General features: G+C 69.0%; 16 protein-coding genes. 2 read left to right on the top strand and 14 right to left on the bottom strand.

The genetic code is table 11. The features are described 5' to 3' along the window. Positions 1-18 precede the first annotated feature (18 nt). From AB0D93_RS35095 to AB0D93_RS35075, 5 genes are all read right to left on the bottom strand, one after another. A complete protein-coding gene (locus AB0D93_RS35095; protein ID WP_362128597.1) occupies positions 19-1,071 on the bottom strand; it encodes an NlpC/P60 family protein in 1,053 nt (350 codons plus the stop codon). 36 nt (positions 1,072-1,107) lie between these two features. Continuing rightward, on the bottom strand, positions 1,108-1,590 hold the full coding sequence (locus AB0D93_RS35090) for a poly-gamma-glutamate biosynthesis protein PgsC/CapC (RefSeq protein ID WP_351251157.1): 483 nt from the start codon (positions 1,588-1,590) through the stop codon (positions 1,108-1,110). Then, a complete protein-coding gene (gene pgsB, locus AB0D93_RS35085; RefSeq protein ID WP_362128594.1) occupies positions 1,587-3,218 on the bottom strand; it encodes a poly-gamma-glutamate synthase PgsB in 1,632 nt (543 codons plus the stop codon). The genes AB0D93_RS35090 and pgsB overlap by 4 nt, the downstream gene beginning before the upstream one ends. A gap of 6 nt (positions 3,219-3,224) precedes the next feature. Beyond that, positions 3,225-5,468 carry a HAMP domain-containing protein gene (locus AB0D93_RS35080; protein ID WP_362128620.1) on the bottom strand — a complete coding sequence of 748 codons (2,244 nt, stop codon included), beginning with the start codon at positions 5,466-5,468 and terminating at the stop codon, positions 3,225-3,227. A 231-nt stretch (positions 5,469-5,699) separates the two neighbouring features. Further along, on the bottom strand, positions 5,700-6,914 hold the full coding sequence (locus tag AB0D93_RS35075; RefSeq protein ID WP_362128592.1) for a CapA family protein: 1,215 nt from the start codon (positions 6,912-6,914) through the stop codon (positions 5,700-5,702). A 20-nt stretch (positions 6,915-6,934) separates the two neighbouring features. Between AB0D93_RS35075 and AB0D93_RS35070 the strand changes: the two genes are divergently transcribed. Both AB0D93_RS35070 and AB0D93_RS35065 read left to right on the top strand, forming a co-directional pair. Beyond that, positions 6,935-7,906 carry a hypothetical protein gene (locus AB0D93_RS35070; RefSeq protein WP_362128589.1) on the top strand — a complete coding sequence of 324 codons (972 nt, stop codon included), beginning with the start codon at positions 6,935-6,937 and terminating at the stop codon, positions 7,904-7,906. Positions 7,907-7,945: 39 nt separating this feature from the next. Further along, the gene (locus tag AB0D93_RS35065; RefSeq protein WP_362128586.1) at positions 7,946-8,356 is read left to right on the top strand and encodes an NTP pyrophosphohydrolase; all 411 of its coding nucleotides are present in this window, start codon (positions 7,946-7,948) and stop codon (positions 8,354-8,356) included. Between the two features lie 214 nt (positions 8,357-8,570). Here AB0D93_RS35065 and AB0D93_RS35060 read toward each other — a convergent pair whose 3' ends face one another. From AB0D93_RS35060 to ngcE, 9 genes are all read right to left on the bottom strand, one after another. Continuing rightward, a complete protein-coding gene (locus tag AB0D93_RS35060; RefSeq protein ID WP_362128583.1) occupies positions 8,571-10,094 on the bottom strand; it encodes an amino acid permease in 1,524 nt (507 codons plus the stop codon). Between the two features lie 153 nt (positions 10,095-10,247). Continuing rightward, positions 10,248-12,176 (bottom strand): 1-deoxy-D-xylulose-5-phosphate synthase, encoded by a 1,929-nt coding sequence (dxs, locus tag AB0D93_RS35055; RefSeq protein WP_362128580.1) that lies wholly within the window; start codon positions 12,174-12,176, stop codon positions 10,248-10,250. Positions 12,177-12,304: 128 nt separating this feature from the next. Beyond that, positions 12,305-13,597, bottom strand: coding sequence for a sugar ABC transporter permease (locus tag AB0D93_RS35050; RefSeq protein WP_362128578.1), 1,293 nt, complete (start codon positions 13,595-13,597; stop codon positions 12,305-12,307). Beyond that, the gene (locus AB0D93_RS35045; protein WP_362128575.1) at positions 13,594-14,385 is read right to left on the bottom strand and encodes an ATP-binding cassette domain-containing protein; all 792 of its coding nucleotides are present in this window, start codon (positions 14,383-14,385) and stop codon (positions 13,594-13,596) included. The genes AB0D93_RS35050 and AB0D93_RS35045 overlap by 4 nt, the downstream gene beginning before the upstream one ends. Before the next feature lie 186 nt (positions 14,386-14,571). Next, a complete protein-coding gene (locus AB0D93_RS35040) occupies positions 14,572-15,672 on the bottom strand; it encodes a substrate-binding domain-containing protein (RefSeq protein ID WP_362128618.1) in 1,101 nt (366 codons plus the stop codon). Between the two features lie 133 nt (positions 15,673-15,805). Next, positions 15,806-17,005, bottom strand: coding sequence for an ROK family transcriptional regulator (locus AB0D93_RS35035; protein WP_362128572.1), 1,200 nt, complete (start codon positions 17,003-17,005; stop codon positions 15,806-15,808). Positions 17,006-17,210: 205 nt separating this feature from the next. After that, a complete protein-coding gene (locus AB0D93_RS35030) occupies positions 17,211-18,134 on the bottom strand; it encodes a carbohydrate ABC transporter permease (RefSeq protein WP_362128570.1) in 924 nt (307 codons plus the stop codon). 4 nt (positions 18,135-18,138) lie between these two features. Continuing rightward, positions 18,139-19,065, bottom strand: a complete 927-nt coding sequence (locus AB0D93_RS35025) for a sugar ABC transporter permease (RefSeq protein ID WP_362128567.1) — start codon at positions 19,063-19,065, stop codon at positions 18,139-18,141. A 29-nt stretch (positions 19,066-19,094) separates the two neighbouring features. Continuing rightward, the gene (gene ngcE, locus AB0D93_RS35020) at positions 19,095-20,540 is read right to left on the bottom strand and encodes an N-acetylglucosamine/diacetylchitobiose ABC transporter substrate-binding protein (RefSeq protein WP_362128564.1); all 1,446 of its coding nucleotides are present in this window, start codon (positions 20,538-20,540) and stop codon (positions 19,095-19,097) included. Between the last annotated feature and the right edge of the window lie 120 nt (positions 20,541-20,660).

Here is a 20,660-nt window from a genome sequence, read left to right as displayed (position 1 = left end):
CGCCCGGCGCCCGCTTGCTCACAGCCGCTTCGCGCTGCGGAACAGCCCTGCGTAGAAACCGTTTCCGTCCAGACGCGAGACACCGCCCTGGTCGCCGATGGTGGGCCCGTTCTGCTCCTTGCGGCTGGAGATGAAGACCTTGTGGCCCTCGGTGTCCGGGCCGACGTAGATCGCGGAGTGGTCCATGTGGTTGCCGGTGCGGTGGTCCATCTTGAAGAACAGCAGATCGCCGGGCTGGAGGACGTCGATGTTCTGCGGCCGTACGTACCAGGGGCTCGGGCCCTGGAGCTTGATGATGTCCACGCCCTCCTTGCCGCGGGCCATGCCGTCGGCGGTGCGCGGCAGCCCGTCGCCGTGGTCGTTGTCGGACATCAGCGGGTAGCGGGCCCGGTAGCCGTAGACCAGGCGCAGATAGCCCGAGCAGTCCACGGCGCGCAGGCGGTCCTTCTGCGGGTACTTGGTGACGCCGTCCCGGAAGGTGTACGGGATGCCCAGGTAGTCGTAGAAATCGGTCTGCTCGAAGCGGTCGACGCCGTCCGCCTTCAGGGGGCCGTAGGTGGCGTGCCCCGCGTACTGGATGCCCTGGTCGTCCTTCTTGGCCGGCGCGCCCACGATGTACTGGAAGGCGAACGCGAAGACGTCGTCCTCCTCACTGCCGTAGTACTGCTTGAACCAGTCCTTGAACCACTGCTGCTTCTCGGAGCCCTTGGTCCAGGTCTCCGGCATCAGGCGGACCCAGTCGTCGGTGACCACCTTGGTGGTGGTGTTGGCGGGCTCGGTGAAGGTCCGCGTGGGGCCCTTGAGGGTGGCGGTGCGGGCGCCGTCCGTGAAGGTGGCGATGACCGCGCCCTTGCCGTCGCGCAGCACCGAACGCGCCGGGTTGTTCAGCCGTTCCCAGGTCTGTTTGCCGGTCGCCTTGCCCGAGGTCTGCAGGTTCTCGGTGATCGTCTGGGCGGCCGGGAGCTTCGCCTGCTCGTCCTTGCGCAGTTCGTAGGTGAAGTAGGCGCTGCCCGCGAGCAGCGCCAGGACCGTCACCGTGTGGACGACGGGGCGGCCTTTGCGCTTCGGCATGGTGGGGGCTCCAGGAGTGCGTCGGGTTCGGGCGGTTCAGGCGGTCGGCATGGCGCCGAGGAGGATGCCGGCGGTCAGCACGACATAGGTGGCGAGGGAGACCGAGGCGACGGACAGCAGTGTCGCGCCCTTGGGCTGGCGGACCAGCTGGTAGCCGATCAGGCCGGGGACGATGAAACCGAGCGTCTGGTTGGCGTACAGCAGCGGGAACTCCATCTGCAGCACGATGATCACGGTGGCCTGGATGAGCACACCGCTGAGCACGACGGCCGCGAAGAGCCGCTTGCCGTACAGGATCACGAACTTCTGCATGAGCAGCGTGGCGAGGTAGGTCAGCACGGTGACGCCGATCACCAGCGCGGCGCGCTGGAGGTCCTCGATGAGGGTGAGCGCGAGCCAGCCCGGCGTGATCATGCCGCCCGGCGACAGGTTGGTCGTCAGGTAGCACATGAGCGAGAACATCAGGCCCAGGCCGATGCCGATCGCGGCGATCTCGGGGGTGAGGACGGAGGGGATCAACGCTGTTCTCCTGGGCTGTGCCACTGCTGGCTGTCGTCGGCGGAAGGCTGGGGCGGCTGGCGGGGTTCGAAAAGCCCGCGGGGCCGGGCCGGTTCGGGTGCCCGGTCGCTGTCGGCGGGTGACTGCGGCAGGGCGGGTGCGGGCCGGCCGCCGTGGTGCGGCGGCTCGAGCGGGGTGTCGTACGAGGGCTCGTACGCCTGCTCCTGGTCGTACCCGGCCTGGCGCGCCGGCTCCTGGTGCGGATAGGGGTGTGCGGCGTCGCGCTGCGCCGGGACCTGCGGGACGTACGGCTGCTGGTGCGCGTACCGCGTCTCGTACGCCTCCGAGTAGTGCTGGTACGGGTCGATGCGGGGCGCGTACAGCTGCATGGTCTCGGAGTTGTCGACCTTGGCGGGGGCCGGCCCGGTCCGGCCGGCCGGTGCCGCGGGGGCCGGCTCGTCGGTGCTCTCGTCGGCGGGGAGTTCGGCGAGGTGCTCCAGCAGGATCTCGCCCTGGCCGTGGATGTTGCCGATCGCGACCATCGACGAGTCCGGGCCGAGCATGTCCAGCATCTTGGCCATGAACTCCTCGGGGTCGCGCTTGTCGCCGCCGAGGTCGACGGCGCGGGAGCGGAACTCGGCGGGGATGGCGTCGATGGCGGACTTGGCCGGGTGGCCGATGACGAAGACGCGCTCGGGGTCGAGGTCGGGGATGATCTCGCCCATCTGCCCGTTGCGTTCGACGCGGTCGGGGCGGCAGTTGATGACCACGTTGAGCGGGCGGTGGATGGCGCCGAGGTCGAGCAGCTGGTTGATGTTCATCAGCGTCGACTCGGGGTCGTTGGCCGCGAAGACGTTGGCGAAGCGCAGCTTCTTGCCCTCGTGCGTCTCGTAGCGCTCGACGGAGAGGACACCGGGGTCCGGCGGGGCGTCGTACATGCCCTGCAGGGCCGTCTCGCGGTCCACGCCGAGGAGTTCGGCGACGGCGAGGGCGATGGCCACGTTCTCCTTGAAGGTGAACCAGCTGAACCCGCGCAGCTCCTCGTCGGTGACCGTTTCCGGGTCGGCGTAGACGAGCTTGCAGTTACGGGCGTCGGCCTCCTCCTGGAGGATGTGGAAGCGGTCCTTCTCGGCGGTGACGCAGATGCCGTCCTCGGGCATCGAGCGGCACAGCGAGCGGGCCACGTCGTCCAGGGTGGGGCCCATCTCGGCGAGGTGGTCCTCACGGACGTTGCACAGCACGCCGATGGTGGAGCGGATCAGCTTGGACTGGTTGATCTCCTGCAGGGCCGGCATGACGGCCATGCACTCGATGACCAGCGCGTCCGGCTTGTACGCGGCGGCGCGCCGCACGATGCCGATCTGCTCGACGACGTTGGCAATGCCGAACTTGCGGTAGACCGGCTCCTCGGTGGCGTCCGGATGGATGAACCGGGCCGCGGTGCCGGTGGTCTTCGCGACGGTGACCAGGTCGCCGCCGCGCAGGGCGCCCGCGCACAGCCGGGTGATGGAGGACTTGCCGCGGATGCCGTTGACCAGGACCCGGGTGGGTATGTGGTCCAGGTTGGCGAAGTGCCGCCGCTGTTCCACGATGCCCGCTATGAGCAGAATCGTGCAGCAGATCAGCAGCACGCTGTAGAGGAAGAGCACGGGTGATCAGTTCCTTGTGTACTGCTGGGGCGGGGTGCGGCGGGGCTGCTGGCGGCGCTGGTCCTGCAGTTGCTGCCGGATGAGTTCCAGGGAGCGGGTGACGGCGCCGACCTCGTCGTGGTGCTGCGGGAAGAGCACGGTCTTGCGGTCGCCTCCGGCCAGCGCCTCGGCCCGGTCGGCCAGGGTGCGCAGCGGACTGGCCACCACGACGTACAGCCAGCCCAGGCAGGCGACGGCCGCGGCGGCGCCGAGCAGTCCGGCGAGTACGGTGCGGTTCTGGGCGTCGTACTCGGGGATGGCGAGCCGGTCGACGGGCTGCCAGCTGACCACGCTCCAGTGCAGCGACTCGGCCGATCCGCCGCCGGAGAACGGCGCGGCGGCGGCGATGCGCGCCCCGTTCTCCCGGTAGAGCACGCCGTTGGGCCGCGGCTTCTTGCCGATCCGCTGGGCGCTGGCCGCGACGAGGTCCTTCAGGTGCTCGTCGGGCAGCGACTGGAAGGCGAGGAAACCGCTGTTGCCGGCGATGATCTTGTCCCGGTCGTCCACGAGCCGGACCACGCCGAGGCCCGGCCGGGTCAGCAGGGCGTTGAAGAACTCGACGCGGAACTCGCCGACCAGCTGGGCTCCGTTACGGCCGGGAATCTCGGCGGAGGCCACGACCACGGGCTCCTTGCCACCGCGGCCCAGCAGCCGAAGGGACTTGCCGGAGACCCGGTGGGACTGGATCACCTTGGGCTTCTTGCCCTCACGGGCCTGGATGGCGCCGGAGGAGTCGACGACGTACAGGGAGCGGTAGCGCCGGTTCTCGTTGTAGGTGCGTTCCAGCACCGTCTCCATGGCGTCGGGTGAGGTCTTGTCGCCGATCAGGGAGGCGACCGACTGCAGGTCGGCGTCGCCCTCGTTGAGCGCGCGGCGCACCCGGTCGCTGAGCGTGTCGGTGCGCTCGCGCTGGTCGTTGACGAGCTGGCGGGGTACGTCGGCGGTGTTGTCGGCCCGGTTGACCAGCAGCATCAGCGGCGCGGACCAGGCCAGCAGCAGCACCGCGCAGATCGCGAGGAGGGCGCGGGTGCCCACCCGGTGCAGTCCCTGCGGGCGTTCGGCCGTGCCGGTGGCCTCGGCGCTCTCGCCGAGCAGTTGCCGGCGCAGCCGTTCCAGGGCGCCACCGATGCGGTGCGCCTCACCGTAGCCGGGGACGGTGACGGGCCGGGTCAGGTCGCCGCGGGTGAGCCGACGGGACTCGAGGAACAGCCGGATGAGCGGGCGCTGCACGGTCCCCAGCAGCACCGCCACGGCGAGGGCGCCGACCACGAGCAGGGCGCCGCCGGCGGCCAGTCCGAACACCGGGGAGCCGGTCGGGGCGCTGTCCTCGGTGACCTTGGCCATGGCGACCACGGAGAGGCCGAGCCCGCTGGCGGTGGTGACCTCGCCGGGCTGGGCCGCGGCGAGCGTGGCGTATCCGGCGACGGACCGGTCGCCGAGCAGCTTGCCGCCCAGCAGGCTGCCGCTGACGCCCTGGTAGCCGCCGGTGCCGGGGTCCTTGCTGCTGCGCGGGTCCTGCTGCGCCTTGCGCGCGGCCTGCTGGGCGAAGTCCTTCAGCTGCTTGCGGGATTCCGTGATGTCCTTGCGGTCGACGCTGTTGCGCGCCGACTCGGGGTCGGCGATGCCGTCGCTGCTGAGGATCGTGCCGCCGGAGTCGACCACGGCGATGGAGCGGAACTGGCCGAGGCTGATGCCGGGGAACTTCATGTTCCGGGACGCGACCAGCAGCAGCTGCGGCTTGCCCGGCCAGGTCAGCAGCCCGAAGGACAGCAGCCGCACCTCGCCGTTCTTCTGCTGGACCATGCGCGGGGCCAGCCCGCCCTCGCCGCTGAGGGAGGAGAGGTCCACGGAGGTCAGCGGGACCGTCTCGCCGCGGGCCGCGACCAGCTTGCCGGTGCGGATCTCGACGACGGCGGTGCCCATCCACTTCTGGTAGGTGCTGCCGAGCTTGTCCAGGACGGCGTCGCCGGAGACCGGCTGCCCGGCGCTGAACAGCGAGGCGGAGCGGGTGACGTCGGTGACGGACTCGTCGATGGAGGCGCGCAGCGCGATGGCACCGTCCTCGGCGAAGTGCTGCTGGGACGTCAGCACCGCCTTCGGCACTCCGGCGTTGTCGACACGGCCCAGTGCGAGTGCCGTGATGCCGGCGAGCGTCAGCAGGAGCGCCGAGAGGACCGCGATCGGCGGGCGGATGCCCCCGATCAGCGACATGTCGGCTCGGCGGCGGGCTCGGTGCTGCCGCGCCAGGGGCGGTGACGCCACAGAAGGGTCCTCTCGTGAATACAGGCTGCGGACGTGCCGACAGTAAGGGCCCGCCCGGAAACCTCAGACAGATAAGAGAGACGTTAAGTTGCAGTAAGTCCCACGTGATCTGTGCAACATCGCGCAACTTTCGGCCAAGTTCGGACAAAGGCCTTGATCCATGGGCGGCCTGGTCCGTACCTACTCGGGCAGCGCGGTGAGCGGCTTCAGTCCGTCCCCGCCCGCCCCGCGGTTCAGCAGGGTGCCCTCGGTGCGCTCGAAGGCCAGCCGCAGCCGGGCCCTCTGAGCGCTCGTGAGGCCGTGGTCGTCGCGCAGCGCGGCCGGTACGTCCAGCAGGCGGTAGTCCCGCACGTCGTCGTCGCCGTAGGCGGCGGTGCCGCCATCCCTGGCGTTCTCGGCGTCCGGCGGGATCGTCAGCAGGGTCGGCTCGAAGCGCGGCTGGACGTCCCAGTGACCCTTGCCGTGCTCGATGAAGGTGAACCAGGCGATCACGCCCTCCTCGGTCAGGCCCGTGGGCACCTCGTGCCGGGCGATCTGGTTGCCGAGGCCGTAGGAGATCCAGGTGCCGTCGACCTTCTCCATCGGTTCCACGACGTGCGCGTGGTGGCCGATGACCAGGTTGATGCCGGTGTTCCGGGCGATCTGCCGGGCGAAGGAGATCTGGGAGCCCGACGGCTCGGGATGGTGCTCACGGCCCCAGTGCAGGGACAGGATCACCACCTCGGCACCGGCCTTGCGGGCCCGCTGCTCGGCGGCCCTGATCCGGCCCAGGTCCTGCAGATTGGCCAGCCACGGCTTGTCCTTGGGCAGCGTGTGCGGCTCGTTGAAGCCGTAGGCGAAGGAGATCTGCGCGACCTTGACGCCCTTGACGTCCATGACCAGCGGGGTGAGCGCCTCCTTCTCGGTCCGGGCGGAGCCGGTGTGCTTCACCCCGGCGGCGTCCAGGGCGTCGAGGGTGCGCTTCACGCCGTCGTAGCCGTGGTCGAGGCTGTGGTTGGAGGCGGTGGAACAGGTGTCGTAACCGATGTCCTTGATGGTCTTCGCCTGCTGCGGCGGCACCTGGAAGTCGGGGAAGCCCTCGAACGGGCCCTTCGCCGGGCCCATCACCGGCTCGAAGTGGCAGATCGCCAGGTCCGCCTTGCTGATCAGCGGCTTGACACCGGCCATCATCGGCCCGAAGTCCAGCCCGTCCACACCCTTGCCCGTGCGCTTGGCGTCCTTGCGTGCCTGGTCGACCAGCTCGGGGTGCATCAGGATGTCCCCGGCGGCCGCGACGGTGAAGGAGCGCTCGCCGCCCTGGGCGCCGTCGGAGAGGAGACCGCAGCCGGAGGCCGCGGCGAGCAGGGAGAGCGGGGTCAGCAGGGACAGCAGGGTCCGGATACGACGTCTGTTCACCAAGATATCTTGATACAACCATGAGAGCCCATCGCTCACGCGCCATAACGATCGCAACACTTCTGTTGGTCGCCGCCGCCCTCGCCGGTGGCCTCACCGCCCTGCTCCGCCCCTCAGGCCACTCCGGGCATGACGCCGGCCGGCCCGCCCCGACGGGCGTCGGGCAGATCGACCTGGCCCGCGAGGTGGCTCGGTACACCGGCCCGTTCGCACCCGACCGGGGCTATCTGCCGCCCGGCCGGTCCGACCGTGAGGCCATCGCCGCGGCCATCGGCCTGTTGCTCGACGGTCATCGCAAACAAGCGGAAGAACAGCTTTCGCAACGGGACTTCACCGTGCGCACGGTCCTCGACCGGCCCTCCGGGCGCCGCTTCACCGAGGTGGCGGACCGTACCGACGCCGCCGCGCCGCGCGGCTGGGGCCGGGTCTACCTCGATCTGGACCACCGCCCGAGCTGGTCGGTCCAGGTTCCGCATCCCGGCTTCGACCTGGGCACCGAGCAGTTGGGCGTACGGGTGCTGCGCGGCTCCCGGGGCGGGATCCTGGTGATCGCAGGTGCACATCGCAAAGCCGGGCCCGGTAATTCCGCGGATGTGGCGCACCGCCCTGACACCGTTTTCCACGCCATCTGCGCCGAGCTGGCCCGCCGTGGGATGCCCGGGGTCCAGTTGCACGGCTTCGCGGCTTCCGCCGTGCCCGGCTACGACGTCGTCGCCTCCACGGGGGTCGGCACGGCGGCCCGGCCCGAGGGCCGCGAGCTGGCCGACGCCCTGCGCGACCACGGCTTCCGGGTGTGCCGGGCCTGGGTGCGGTCCTGTCCGCTGGAGGGCCGCACGAACGTGCAGGGCCAGGTGGCCGACGCCGACCATGTGCCGTTCCTGCACGTCGAGTTCTCCCCCGAGGTGCGCGCCGGCGGGCGGCCGGCGGAACGGGCGGCCGCCGCGATCGCCGTGATCACGGGCCGATGGGCCAGGGAACCCGTGACAGACTGATCCTGTCACGAACGTGCTACCTCAAGGCCATTACGGGACATGACGGACACCTCGGGTGCGGCGGACCGCGCCACCGCCGGGCCCCTCCCCCTGCTCGTCGTCGACGGTGCGAACGTCGTCGGGTCGGTGCCCGACGGCTGGTGGCGCGACCGCCGCGGTGCCGCCGAGCGCCTGCGCGACCGGCTGGTGCCCCTGGCGGGGTCCGGCGTGGCCGGTCTGCCCGGTCCGCTGGAGCTGGTCCTGGTGGTGGAGGGCGCGGCCCGGGGCGTGGACTCTGTGCCCGGGGTGCGTGTCGAGGAGGCGTCCGGCAGCGGTGACGACCGGATCGTGGAGCTCGCGGCGGCGGCCGGCGGCCGCCCCTGCCTCGTCGTCACGTCCGACCGCGAACTGCGGCGCCGGGTCCAGGAACACGGGGCCCGCGTCACCGGCCCCCGCACGGTGCTGGGCTGAACCCCGCACGCACCGAGCCGGCTCCGGCGTCCGCACGACGGCCGGCCGGGCCCGCCGCCCCTCCCCCGGCGTCCGGGCGTACAGCACCGCCCCGTCCACGCTGCCCGCTGCCCGCTGCCCGCTGCCCGCTAGCCGGCTATCCGCTGCCCGGCCCCGCTGTCCGCGCCGGGACCGGGCATACGGGCCCGGAGGGGGAAACCGTCGGTGGAGACGGTTACGGAGTGTTTCCCGCGGGCGGTCGCGGGACTTCTCCCGCGGCGGCCCGCTCGTCCACCGCCAGCCGGCTGTGCGTGCGGCCGTAGAGGAAGTAGACGGCGAAACCGATCACCATCCAGATGGCGAACCGCAGCCAGGTCTCGGCCGGCAGGTTGAGCATCAGCCACAGCGAGGCGCACACCGACAGGATCGGCAGTACCGGGACGAACGGGGTACGGAAGGCACGCGGCAGGTCCGGACGGGTACGGCGCAGGATGATCACGCTGATCGCGACCACGACGAACGCGAAGAGCGTGCCGATGTTCACGAGTTCGGCCAGCTCGCTCAGGCTGGTGAAACCGGCGACGATCGCGATGACCACACCGAGCAGGATGGTCGGCCGGTGCGGGGTCCGAAAGCGCGGGTGGACGCGGGAGAAGAAGCGCGGCAGCAGTCCGTCGCGGCTCATCGCGAAGAACACCCGGGTCTGGCCGAGCAGCAGGATCATGCACACGGTGGTCAGGCCGACGGCGGCGCCGAAGCTGATCACACCCGCGAACCAGGGGTGTCCGATGGCCTTGAAGGCGTCGGCGAGCGGGGCCTCCACGGACAGCTGGGAGTACTTCTCCATGCCGACGACGACGAGGGAGACGGCGACGTAGAGCACGGTGCAGATGAGCAGGGAGCCGAGGATGCCGCGCGGCATGTCCCGCTGCGGGTTGCGGGTCTCCTCGGCGGCCGTGGCCACGATGTCGAAACCGATGAACGCGAAGAACACCACCGAGGCGGCCGTGAAGATGCCCATCACACCGAAGTTGGCGGGCGCCCAGCCGAACATCAGCTGGATCAGCGGGGCTTTCAGGTTGCCGCCGGCCGGCACCGGCTGGGCGTGGGGGATGAACGGCGAGTAGTTGGCGGACTTGACGAAGAAGGCACCGGCGACGATCACGATGAGGACGACGATCACCTTGATGGCGACGACCAGCGAGGTGATCCGGGCCGACAGCTTCATGCCGAGGACGAGGATGCCGGTGAGCACCAGCACCAGGGCGGCGGCGAGGATGTCGAAGCCGAAGCCGGAGGCGTTGTCCCGGCCGGCCAGGTAGCCGGGCAGATGCCAGCCGGCGTTGTCCAGCAGCGAGCGGATGTAGCCGGACCAGCCGACCGCCACCACCGCCGTGCCGAGCGCGAACTCCAGGACCAGGTCCCAGCCGATGATCCAGGCGGGCAGCTCGCCCAGGGAGGAGTAACTGAACGTGTACGCCGAGCCCGCCACGGGGACCGTGGACGCGAACTCGGCGTAACAGAGGGCGGCGAGCGCGCAGACCACGCCGGCCACCACGAAGGCCAGGGACACCGCCGGACCGGCGTTGTTCTTGGCGACCTGTCCGGTGAGGACGAAGATGCCGGTGCCGATGATGACACCGACTCCGAAGACGGTCAGATCGAGCGCGGAAAGGGATTTCCTGAGCGAATGCTCGGGTTCCTCGGTGTCCTGGATGGACTGCTCGACGTTCTTCGTCCTGAAGAGCGCGCTGCTCACGTACCTACCTCCCACGCTTGGGGGCCGCGCCGTGGCCCGTCATGATCGAGAGGGTCGGGATGCGTATGCCCCGGCACAGGCAGGTTCACGCAAACGGGCCGGTTCCGCCACCGCAACGAGGGGCGGAACCGGCCCGTGAGGGCGCGCTCGGCGTCAGTCGCGGGCCGGCTCGACCGAGTCCACCTCGGCGGCCGTACGGTCGAACCTGCCGTCCAGCTTGGCGACCAGGCCGGTGACCTGGCGGGCGATGTCCGGGGCGGTCAGGCCGATCTCGGCGAGGACCTCGGCCCGGGAGGCGTGGTCGAGGAAGCGCGGCGGGATGCCGAAGTCGCGCAGCGGCACGTCCACGCCCGCGTCGCGCAGCGCCTGGGCGATCGCGGAGCCGACTCCGCCGGCCCGGCTGTTGTCCTCGACGGTGACGACGACCCGGTGCCGCTCGGCCAGCGGGGCCATGGCCTCGTCGACGGGCTTGACCCAGCGCGGGTCGACGACCGTGGTGGAGATGCCCTGCTTGTCGAGCAGGGCGGCGATCTCCAGGCACATCGGGGCGAGGGCGCCCACGGAGACCAGCAGCACGTCGGGCCTCTCGGTGCCGGGCTCGCGCAGCACGTCCATGCCGCCGACGCGGCCCACGGCCGGTACGGCGGGGCCGACGGCACCCTTGGAGAAACGGACCACGGTCGGCGCGTCGTCGACGGCGACGGCCTCGCGCAGCTGGGCCCGCACCTGCTCGGCGTCGCGCGGGGCGGCCAGCCTGAGGCCCGGCACGACCTGGAGGATCGACATGTCCCACATGCCGTTGTGCGAGGCGCCGTCGGTGCCGGTGACGCCGGCCCGGTCCAGGACGAAGGTCACGCCGCACTTGTGCAGGGCCACGTCCATCAGGACCTGGTCGAAGGCGCGGTTGAGGAAGGTGGCGTACACGGCGAAGACGGGGTGCACCCCGCCGTGCGCGAGGCCGGCCGCGGAGACGGCTCCGTGCTGCTCGGCGATCCCGACGTCGTACACGCGTTCGGGGAACCGCTTGGCGAACTTCTCCAGGCCGACGGGCTGGAGCATGGCCGCGGTGATGGCGACGACGTCGTCCCGCTCCTCGCCGAGCCTGACCATCTCGTCGCCGAAGACGGAGGTCCAGTCGGCGCCCGAGGTGGAGATCGGCAGGCCGGTGTCCGGGTGGATCTTGCCGACGGCGTGGAAGCGGTCGGCCTCGTCCTGCAGGGCGGGCTGGTAGCCGCGGCCCTTCTCGGTGAGGCAGTGCACGATCACCGGACCGCCGAACCGCTTGGCCCGGGCCAGCGCCGACTCCAGCGCCTCGATGTCGTGGCCGTCGATCGGGCCCACGTACTTCAGGCCCAGGTCCTCGAACATGCCCTGCGGGGCGATGAAGTCCTTCAGCCCCTTCTTGGCGCCGTGCAGGGTCTCGTACAGCGGCTTGCCGACGACCGGGGTGCGCTCCAGGATGTCCTTCCCGCGGGCGAGGAACCGCTCGTACCCGTCGGTTGTGCGGAGCGTGGCCAGGTGGTTGGCGAGGCCGCCGATGGTCGGCGCGTACGACCGCTCGTTGTCGTTGACAACGATGACGAGGGGGCGGTCCTTGGCGTCGGCGATGTTGTTCAGCGCCTCCCAGGCCATACCGCCGGTGAGCGCGCCGTCACCGATGACGGCGACGACATGGCTGTCGCGCTTCTTCAGCTGGTTGGCCTTGGCGATGCCGTCGGCCCAGCCGAGCACGGTGGAGGCGTGGCTGTTCTCGATGACGTCGTGCTCGGACTCGGCCTGCGAGGGGTAGCCGGACAGGCCGCCCTTCATCTTCAGCCGGGAGAAGTCCTGCCGGCCGGTGAGCAGCTTGTGGACGTAGGACTGGTGGCCGGTGTCCCACAGCACCTTGTCCCTCGGGGAGTCGAAGACGCGGTGCAGGGCGATGGTGAGCTCGACCACGCCGAGGTTGGGGCCGAGGTGGCCGCCGGTCTTGGAGACGGCGTCGACGAGGAAGGTCCGGATCTCGCCTGCCAGCTGGTCCAGCTCCTCCGGGCTGAGCCGGTCCAGATCGCGCGGTCCCGTGATGCGGGTCAGCAGCGGCACCCGTGCCTCCTTGCAGTAGAGCTGATCGAGCTTTCGCCGGGCTCGCCCGAGTCTAATGTTCATGGTTTGCGCGACACGACAGCGCCCGGCGCCTTTCGGGCGCCGGGCGCTGTCGTACAGCCGGTGCGCTACGCGCGACCAGCGGACTTCTGCGTCTTGCGGGTCACCGCGTCGATGACGACTGTGGCGAGCAGAACACCACCGGTGATCATGTACTGCACCGGCGAGGCGATGCCCTGCAGGGCGAGGCCGTACTGGATCGAGACGATCACCAGCACACCGAGGAGCGCGTTCCACGTGCGCCCGCGGCCACCGAACAGCGACGTACCACCGATGACCGCGGCGGCGATCGCGTTCATCAGCAGGTCACCGCCGCCGGCGCCCTGGTTGGCGGAGGCGATCTTGGAGGCGATGAACAGACCGCCGATCGCCGCGAACGTGCCGGAGATGGCGAACACCGAGATCCGGACCATGTCCACGTTGATACCGGCACGGCGGGACGCCTCGACGCTGCCGCCGAGCGCGAAGACCTTGCGGCCGTAGGAGGTGCGGCGCAGCACGAAGTCCGTGATGAACAGCACGGCGACGAAGACCACGACGGCCAGCGGCAGGCCCTTGTACTGGTTGAAGACGACCGCGGCGGCGAAGGCCACGATGGCCAGCAGCACGGTGCGCAGGACCGTCTCGCTCAGCGGACGGGACGGCACACCGGCGGCCTCGCGGCGCTTGTTGCCGAAGTAGGAGCTGAGGAAGAACAGCACCGTCACCGCGATGGCGAGGCCGTAGGCGGCCGCCACGTCGGAGAAGTAGTAGCTGGTCAGCTTGGCGACCACGCCGTTGTCGTTCAGGTTGATCGTGCCGTTGTCGCCCAGGACCTTGAGCATGAGGCCGTTCCAGAACAGCAGACCGGCCAGGGTCACCGCGAACGCCGGCACGCCGATCTTCGCGAAGAAGAAGCCCTGCACCGCGCCCGCGACCGTGCCGGTGAGGACCGACAGCACGAGGGCCAGGATCTCGTTCATGCCGTGGGTGACGTTGAGCACCGCGAAGGTGGCGCCCGCGACACCGGAGAGCGAACCGACCGACAGGTCGATCTCGCCGAGCAGCAGGACGAACACGATGCCGACGGCGATCATGCCCGTGCCGACCATGGCGACGGAGATGTCGGAGAGGTTGCCCGCGGTGAGGAAGTTGGAGTTCAGGCTCTGGAAGATGATCCAGATGATCGCCAGGCCGATGACGACCGGGATGGAGCCGAGGTCACCGGCCTTCATCTTCCGCTTGAACTCGGTCACGTAGCCCGCGAGGCCCTGCTCGCGCACCAGCAGACGGGGGTCGACGGCGACGTCGGAGCCGCGTGCCGCCTCGGGGTTCTCCACGGGCGTGTCCTCGGGGGGCGTGGAGGTCTTGTCGATGCTCACTTCTTGATCTCCCCATTGCTGCGCGCCGCACGACGGGTCACGGCGTTGTCCGTGGCGCCGGTGATGGCGGAGATGATCTCTTCCTGCGAGGTCGACTTGACCTCGAAGACGCCGTTGTTCTTGCCCAGACGCAGCACCGCCACCTTGTCGGCGACGGCCTTCACGTCAGCCATGTTGTGGCTGATGAGGATCACGGCGTGACCGCGCTCCCGCAGCCGCTCCACCAGGTCGAGGACCTGGGCGGTCTGCTCGACGCCGAGGGCCGCGGTGGGCTCGTCGAGGATGACCAGCTTGGGCTCGCCGAGCATGGAGCGGGCGATGGCCACGACCTGGCGCTGACCGCCGGAGAGCGAGGCGATCGGGATGCGGACGCTGGGGATGCGGATGGAGAGCTGGTCCAGCAGCTCGCGCGAGCGCCGCTCCATCTCGACCTCGTCGAGGACACCGCGGCGACGGATCTCCCGGCCGAGGAAGAGGTTGCCGACGACGTCGATGTTGTCGCACAGCGCGAGGTCCTGGTACACCGTCGCGATGCCCAGGTTCTGGGCGTCGTGCGGCTTGTTGACCTGGACGGTCTTGCCGTCCCACTCGATGACGCCCTCATCGATGGGGTGCACGCCGGCGATCGTCTTGACCAGCGTGGACTTTCCGGCACCGTTGTCGCCCACCAGGGCGACCACCTCACCGGCGTGGACCTCAAGCTCTACGTCGGTGAGCGCCTGGACGGCACCGAACCGCTTGGAGACCCCGCGCAACGCCAGCACGGGCGTAGCGGACACGTGAACCAACTCCTTCGCCGCCTGACCCGGCGGGAGGTTGTGCAGAAGTTTGGGGGGGTAGTTCCGTCCGGCGCCCCGCGCCGAGCTTGCGGGGCTGTTGTTTGCGCGGGGCACCGGAGGAGCTGCTGGGCGCCTTCCTCCCGCTGGGGAAATTCAAAGGTGAATTCCCCTAGTTGGGAAGGCGCGTGCGGCTGCTTACTTCAGACCGATCTTGTCGCAGGCCGCCTTGTACTGCGAGGTGCAGATGTCGGCGACGGTGTAGACGCCGTCCTTGATGACGGTGTCCTTGATGTTGTCCTTGGTCAGCGCGGTGACCGGCACCAGGACCGAGGGCACCTGCTTGGTGGTCGGGCTGTCGACCTTGTCCTTGGCGACGGAGTCGAGCGACTTGCCCTGGGCCAGGTCCACGGCCATCTCGGCGGCGGCAGCGGCCTCGGGGGCGTACGGCTTGTAGACGCTCATGTACTGCTCACCGGCGACGATGCGCTGGACACCCGCGAGCTCCGCGTCCTGGCCGGTGACCGGGATGTTGGAGATGCCGGCGGCCTTGAGGGCGGTGATGATACCGCCGGCCATGCCGTCGTTGGCGGAGTAGACGCCGATGATGTTCTTCTTGCCCAGAGCGGAAATGGCGCCCTCCATGTTGGAGTTGGCGTTCTCCGGCTTCCACTCCTTGGTGTCGTACTCCTTGCCGACGTTCACCTTGCCGTCGAGCACCTCGTGGGCGCCCTTCTTGAACTGCGCGGCGTTCGGGTCGGTGGAGGAACCGTTCATCATGACGATCTTGCCGGACTTGGCCTTGGAGCCCAGGGCCTTCAGCAGGGCGTCGCCCTGGGTCTTGCCGACCGTCTCGTTGTCGAACGAGGTGTACGCGTCGATGGGGCCCTGCGCCAGGCGGTCGTAGGCGACGACCGGGATGCCGGCGTCCTTGGCCTTCTGAACCGAGTTCTTGATGGCCGCGGCGTCCACCGAGTCCACGATCAGGACGTCCACCTTGTTGGTGATCATGGTGTCGACCTGCTGGTTCTGCAGGCTGGCGTCCTGCTTGGCGTTGGCGTAGACGATCTTGCCCTTGCCGTTGGTGAGCTCCTTGACCTTCTTCTCGATCAAGGGGCGGTCGAACTTCTCGTAACGGGCGGTCTGGTTCTCCGGCAGGAGCAGACCGACCGTGATCGCGTCGCCCTTCTTGGGGCTGGACGACTTGCCGGAGCCACCACCGGACTCCTTGGCGCTGCCACAGGCGGCGAGCGAGACGGCCATGGCACCAGCAGCAACGGCGAAGGCCGCACGACGCATACGCGTGTTCACTTCAGAAACCTCCCTGACGAGGCCGCGTCGTTGCGGCCGAGGTGGCTGGAAGTCAACTCGGCCACACGTGCGACGTCAAGAAGTAAATCCTTAACGAGATGGCAACGGTGCCATCCGTTCTCTAAGTGAAGGCAGGGGCCGCGACCTGCAGCGATCCGTCCAAAAGGGTCGAATCGCCCATCTCGCTGAGGGCGAGGGCGAGCGCCCCCAGCACCTCCGCACGACCTCCGAGCGCCCCCGGGAGAACGGACAGTTGGCGCGCCGCACTGGGAATGGCGTAGCGACCGACGGACTCCCTGATCGGCCCGAGCACCAGCTCACCGGCCTCGGCGAGATCACCACCGAGGACCACCCGGCTCGGGTTCAGCAGATTGCAGAGATTGGCCACTCCACTGCCGATGTGGCGGCCGACGTCGGCGATCACCCGACGACAGCCCGGGTCTCCGTCCCTGGCCAGCCGTACGACGCCTTCCATGGTCAGGTCGGGGCCGTGACTGGGCTGGAGCAGCGGGAGCACATAGCGCGCGGCCGCGAACGTCTCCAGGCAGCCGCGGTTTCCGCAACGGCAGACCGGGCCGGATTCGTCGAGTGTAATATGCCCGATTTCTCCGGCGGTGCCGCCCGGGCCCCGGTAGATCTTCCCGTCGATCACCAGACCGGCGCCGACACCGCTCGCGACCTTGATGTACGCGAGGTCCCGGACGCCCTTCCCGCTGCCCCAGACCAGCTCGCCGAGGGCACCGAGGTTGGCGTCGTTGTCCACGTGCACGGGCACGCCGAGCCGTTCGCGCAGCTCCTCGGCGGGCTTGGCGCCGGTCCAGCCGGGCAGGATCGCGGTGGACCCCAGGGTCCCCGACTCCACGTCGATCGGGCCGGGCACGCCGAGGCCCACGCCGGCCACCTTGGAGCGGTTCACGCCGGTCGCCGCGATCAGGCGGCTGACCAGCTCCTCCGCCCGGTCGAAGCCCTGTGCGGCGGAGGCGTCGACGTCCAGCGGCTCGGCCTCCTCGGCCAGCACCTGGTGGGCGAGGTTCCCGATCGCGACGCGCAGGTGGGTGTGCCCGAAGTCGACGCCGATCACGATCCCGGCGTCCCCGCTCAGACTGACACTCCGGGCCCGCCGCCCGCCCGCCGACGTGGGCGTGACCTCGACGGTTCCGCCGTCCTTCAGCTCCCGCACGATGTTGGAGACGGTGGCGGCGGACAGCCCGGTCGTCCGCGCGATCTCCGCCTGCGTGAGGGACCCGGCCAAGCGCACGGCCCGTACGACCCGCTCCAGGTTGGCTCGGTGCAGCGACGACTGCGACCCTGGAGTCTCCACGACGACCTCCTGAGCGCGGGGCCGCTTCGGCGAGGCCCCGCGTATGTCCAACTAGTGAACTCTAAGCTGAGCTGTTCGGGGTCACTCACGTCAAGAGGTTGAACCGTTTCCGGGTGCCCGGTACACGCGCGAGCACGCCGCCCCGAGGCCGGGACGGCGTGCGCACGGAAGGACGCGGGACGTGATCCCGCCGGGGCCCGCGGGGCTACTTCAGCGCTCCCGCGGTCAGGCCCTGGACGACCTGCCGCTGGAAGACGACGTACGCCCCGAGCACCGGCAGCATGGCCATCACCAGGCCGGCGAAGAGCCCCGACCAGTCGCCCTTGTAGCCCTGGCTCACCGCGAGCTGCACCAGGCCCTGGGTGAGCACCTTCTTGTCGGGGTCGGTGTTGAGGACCGTGGGCAGCATGTACTGGTTCCACTGGCCCAGGAAGTTGAAGATCCCGACGCTGATCAGGCCCGGTTTCGCCATGGGCAGCATGATCTGGAAGAACGTACGCGTGTGCGAAGCGCCGTCCACGAAGGCCGCCTCCGCCACCGAGGTGGGCAGGGTGCGGAAGAAGGCCGTGAGGAAGAACACCGTGAACGGAAGCGAATACGCGATGTAGACCAGGATCAGGCCGTGGATCGTGTTCAGCAGCCCCATGTTGTTCACGACGTAGAACAGCGGGACCAGCGCGAGCATGATCGGGAAGCTCATGCCGCCGATGAACAGGTAGTAGATGAAGCGGTTGCCCGGGAAGTCGAAGCGGGCGAGGACGTAGGCCGCCATCGAGCCGAGCACCAGGGTGCCGATGAGCGAGCCGCCGACCACCAGGACGGTGTTGAGGAAGTAGTCGCTCATGTTGGCCTGGGTCCAGGCCCGCGACCAGTTGTCGAAGTGCAGCCTGTCCGGCAGGGACCAGGGCGAGCCGAAGATCGAGCTGTCCGACTTGAAGGACGTCATCACCGCCCACAGCAGCGGCGTGACCACCATGATCGCCCAGATGATCAGCACGCCGTGGGAGAAGACGTTGAGGACACCGCCCTCCTTCTTCTGCCGGGCGGGCCTCGGGGCGGGTACGTCGACCTTGGAGACGGTGGCGCCGGGTTCGGCCGGCAGCGGTGCGGGGGTCTCGGTCGTCTTCATCGGTTCAGAACTCCAGCCGCTCGCGACGGCCCAGCCGCATCACGATCGCCGCGAAGGCGAGGGTGACGAGGAGCAGGGCGACGCCGATGGTGGTGGCGTAGGCGGCCTGACCGTCCCGGAACGCCTTCTGGTACACGTACAGGACCATCACCGTGGTCGAGTAGTCCGGCCCGCCCGGTCCGGTCGTCATGATCTGTACGACCGCGAACGACTCGGCGCCGAGCGCGAGGATGCCCATGTAGACCCAGCCGGACTGCACGGTGTCCCACAGCAGGGGCAGGGTGATGCGGAAGAAGGTGGTGGCCCGGCCGGCGCCGTCGAGCAGCGCCGACTCGTACAGCTCGGTCGGGATGGAGGCCATGCCCGCCGAGAACAGGACCACGAAGAAGCCGACCGTGGACCACACCAGCACCGCCATCACGCACCACAGCGCGAGGCTCGGGTCGCCCAGCCACAGCGGCTGGACGTTGTCGAGGCCGATGCCGCGCAGCAGGGAGTTGATCGCGCCACTGTCCGGGTTGTACGCGAAGGCGAACAGCAGCGAGACGATCGCGATGGACAGCACCTGCGGGAAGAAGTACACGATCTTGTAGAAGGACGAGCCCCGGACCCCGGAGATCACGGGGCCGCCCTTCCTCCGGCGTCCGCCCACATTGATCATGAAGGCGAAGAACAGCGCCAGACTGATCGTCACCAGCGGGAGCACCAGAGCGAACAGCAGACTGTGCTCCAACGACTTCCAGAAGATGTCGTCGTGGAACATCCTCCGGTAGTTGTCGAAACCGACCATCTTGAATTCGGGGCTCAGGCCGGTCCAGTCCGTGAACGAGTAATAGATGGACTGGATGAACGGCCACACCACGAAGAGCGCGTACAGTCCGAGGGGCAGTGCCAGAAACCCCACAATGAACCGGTACTTGCCGTGCTGCATCGCCACTCCGGTGCTGATAGGGGTGCTGGTTACTGGTGCTTGTAGTGCTTGATGGACGTGTCCTTGGCCGCCTCGTCGGCGAATCCCTGGATCTTCTTGATGGCCTCTGCGGGGGTGAGCCGGCCGGCCATCATCTCGCCGAGACCGGCCACACCGATCTTCTCCTTCTGAAGCTGTACATACCAGTCCTGAAGCCGCGGATTCACCACGTTGGATCCGGCCAGTTTGAGCGCGGCCACGCCGGAGTTCAGACCCGGGGTGAGGGTGATGCCGGAGGTGCCGCCGTTGTAGGCGGTCAGCGACTTCACCTTGGCGGTGAAGTTCTTCGAGGACGCCTCGGACAGCATGATGCGCAGCTGCTCCATGCCGCCCTCGGGGTTGGCGGCCTTGGCCGGGACGATGAAGGGCTCACCGCCGGAGGCCCAGATGGTGCCGAAGGGCAGCTTGTCGGACGAGTCGATGCCGGACGGCGCGGAGACGGCCAGGTTGAAGTCCTTCGGGATGACGTTGGCCGACTCGTTCTCCACCCAGGAGCCGTTCGGGATGAACAGCGCCTCGCCCTTGGCCCAGGCGGTCTGGGACTGGATGTGGTCGAGGCCGGGGGTGCCCTTGAGGACGTAGCCCTTCTTGTACAGCTCGTAGTACGCCTCGAAGCAGGCCTTGACGGCCGGGTGCTTCCAGGCGTTCGGCTCCAGGTTGTCGATGGCGTCGAGCACTTCGCGCCCGCCGACCTTGCCGATCATCGGATAGAGCGAAAAGGGGATGTAGTACGGGTACTTGCCCGCATACGTCCAGCCGGCCATCCCCTTCTTCTTGGCCTTCGCGCAGACCTGGAGCATCTCGTCCCAGGTCTTCGGGTACTGCGCGTCGAGCGAGTCCAGGGCCTTCTGGGAGTACCAGACGCCGTACACCGTGTAAGCGTAGTACATGATCCAGACCGGGTTGCCGTCGAACTGGCCCATCTCCACGATGCCGGGGCGCAGCGTGTCGCGGACCTTCTTGCTCGGGTCGTCGTACGACGGCGCGTCCAGCAGCGGGGTGAGGTCGGCGAGCTGGTTCTTGCCGACGAGGACGCCCATGTCCATCTGCTCGGCGCCGGAGTTGTCGATCAGGTCCGGGGGGTTGCCCTGGTTGAAGCGGGGCTGGAGGGTGGACTGGATCTTCTGGGTGGCGGAGAACTTCACCGTGGCCTTGGGGAAGTCCTTCTGGTAGATCTTCACCGCGTCCTGGGCGTACTCCTTGCCGAAGCCGCCGTCGAAGAGGACGAATTCCATCTTGGCGGTCTCGTTGACACCGAGCGGGTTCTTGGCGGTCTTCTTCCCCGCCTTGTCCTTCTTCTGCCCGCCCCCGCCGCTGCTCGCGCAGGCGGACAGCAGGCCCATCCCCGGGGCCGCGACCACACCGAGCGCGGCGGACCGCTTGATCAGTTCACGACGGCCGACACCTTCGGCACCGTGGTTCGAGGTGGATCCCATGCTCAAGTCCTCGCCTTCTCCAGGACTCAGGCGGTGAACCGGATCCTCCCCGGCACCGCGGTCGGGTAGTGCTGGGTCGTGCAGGGTCATGCTGGAAGTGCCGACAGGTATAGTCCACTT

The organism is Streptomyces sp. NPDC048191, assembly GCF_040652655.1.
GTDB lineage: Bacteria > Actinomycetota > Actinomycetes > Streptomycetales > Streptomycetaceae > Streptomyces.
The sequence above is the reverse complement of the archived record's forward strand: the minus strand, read 5'-3'. Positions and strand labels throughout refer to the sequence as shown.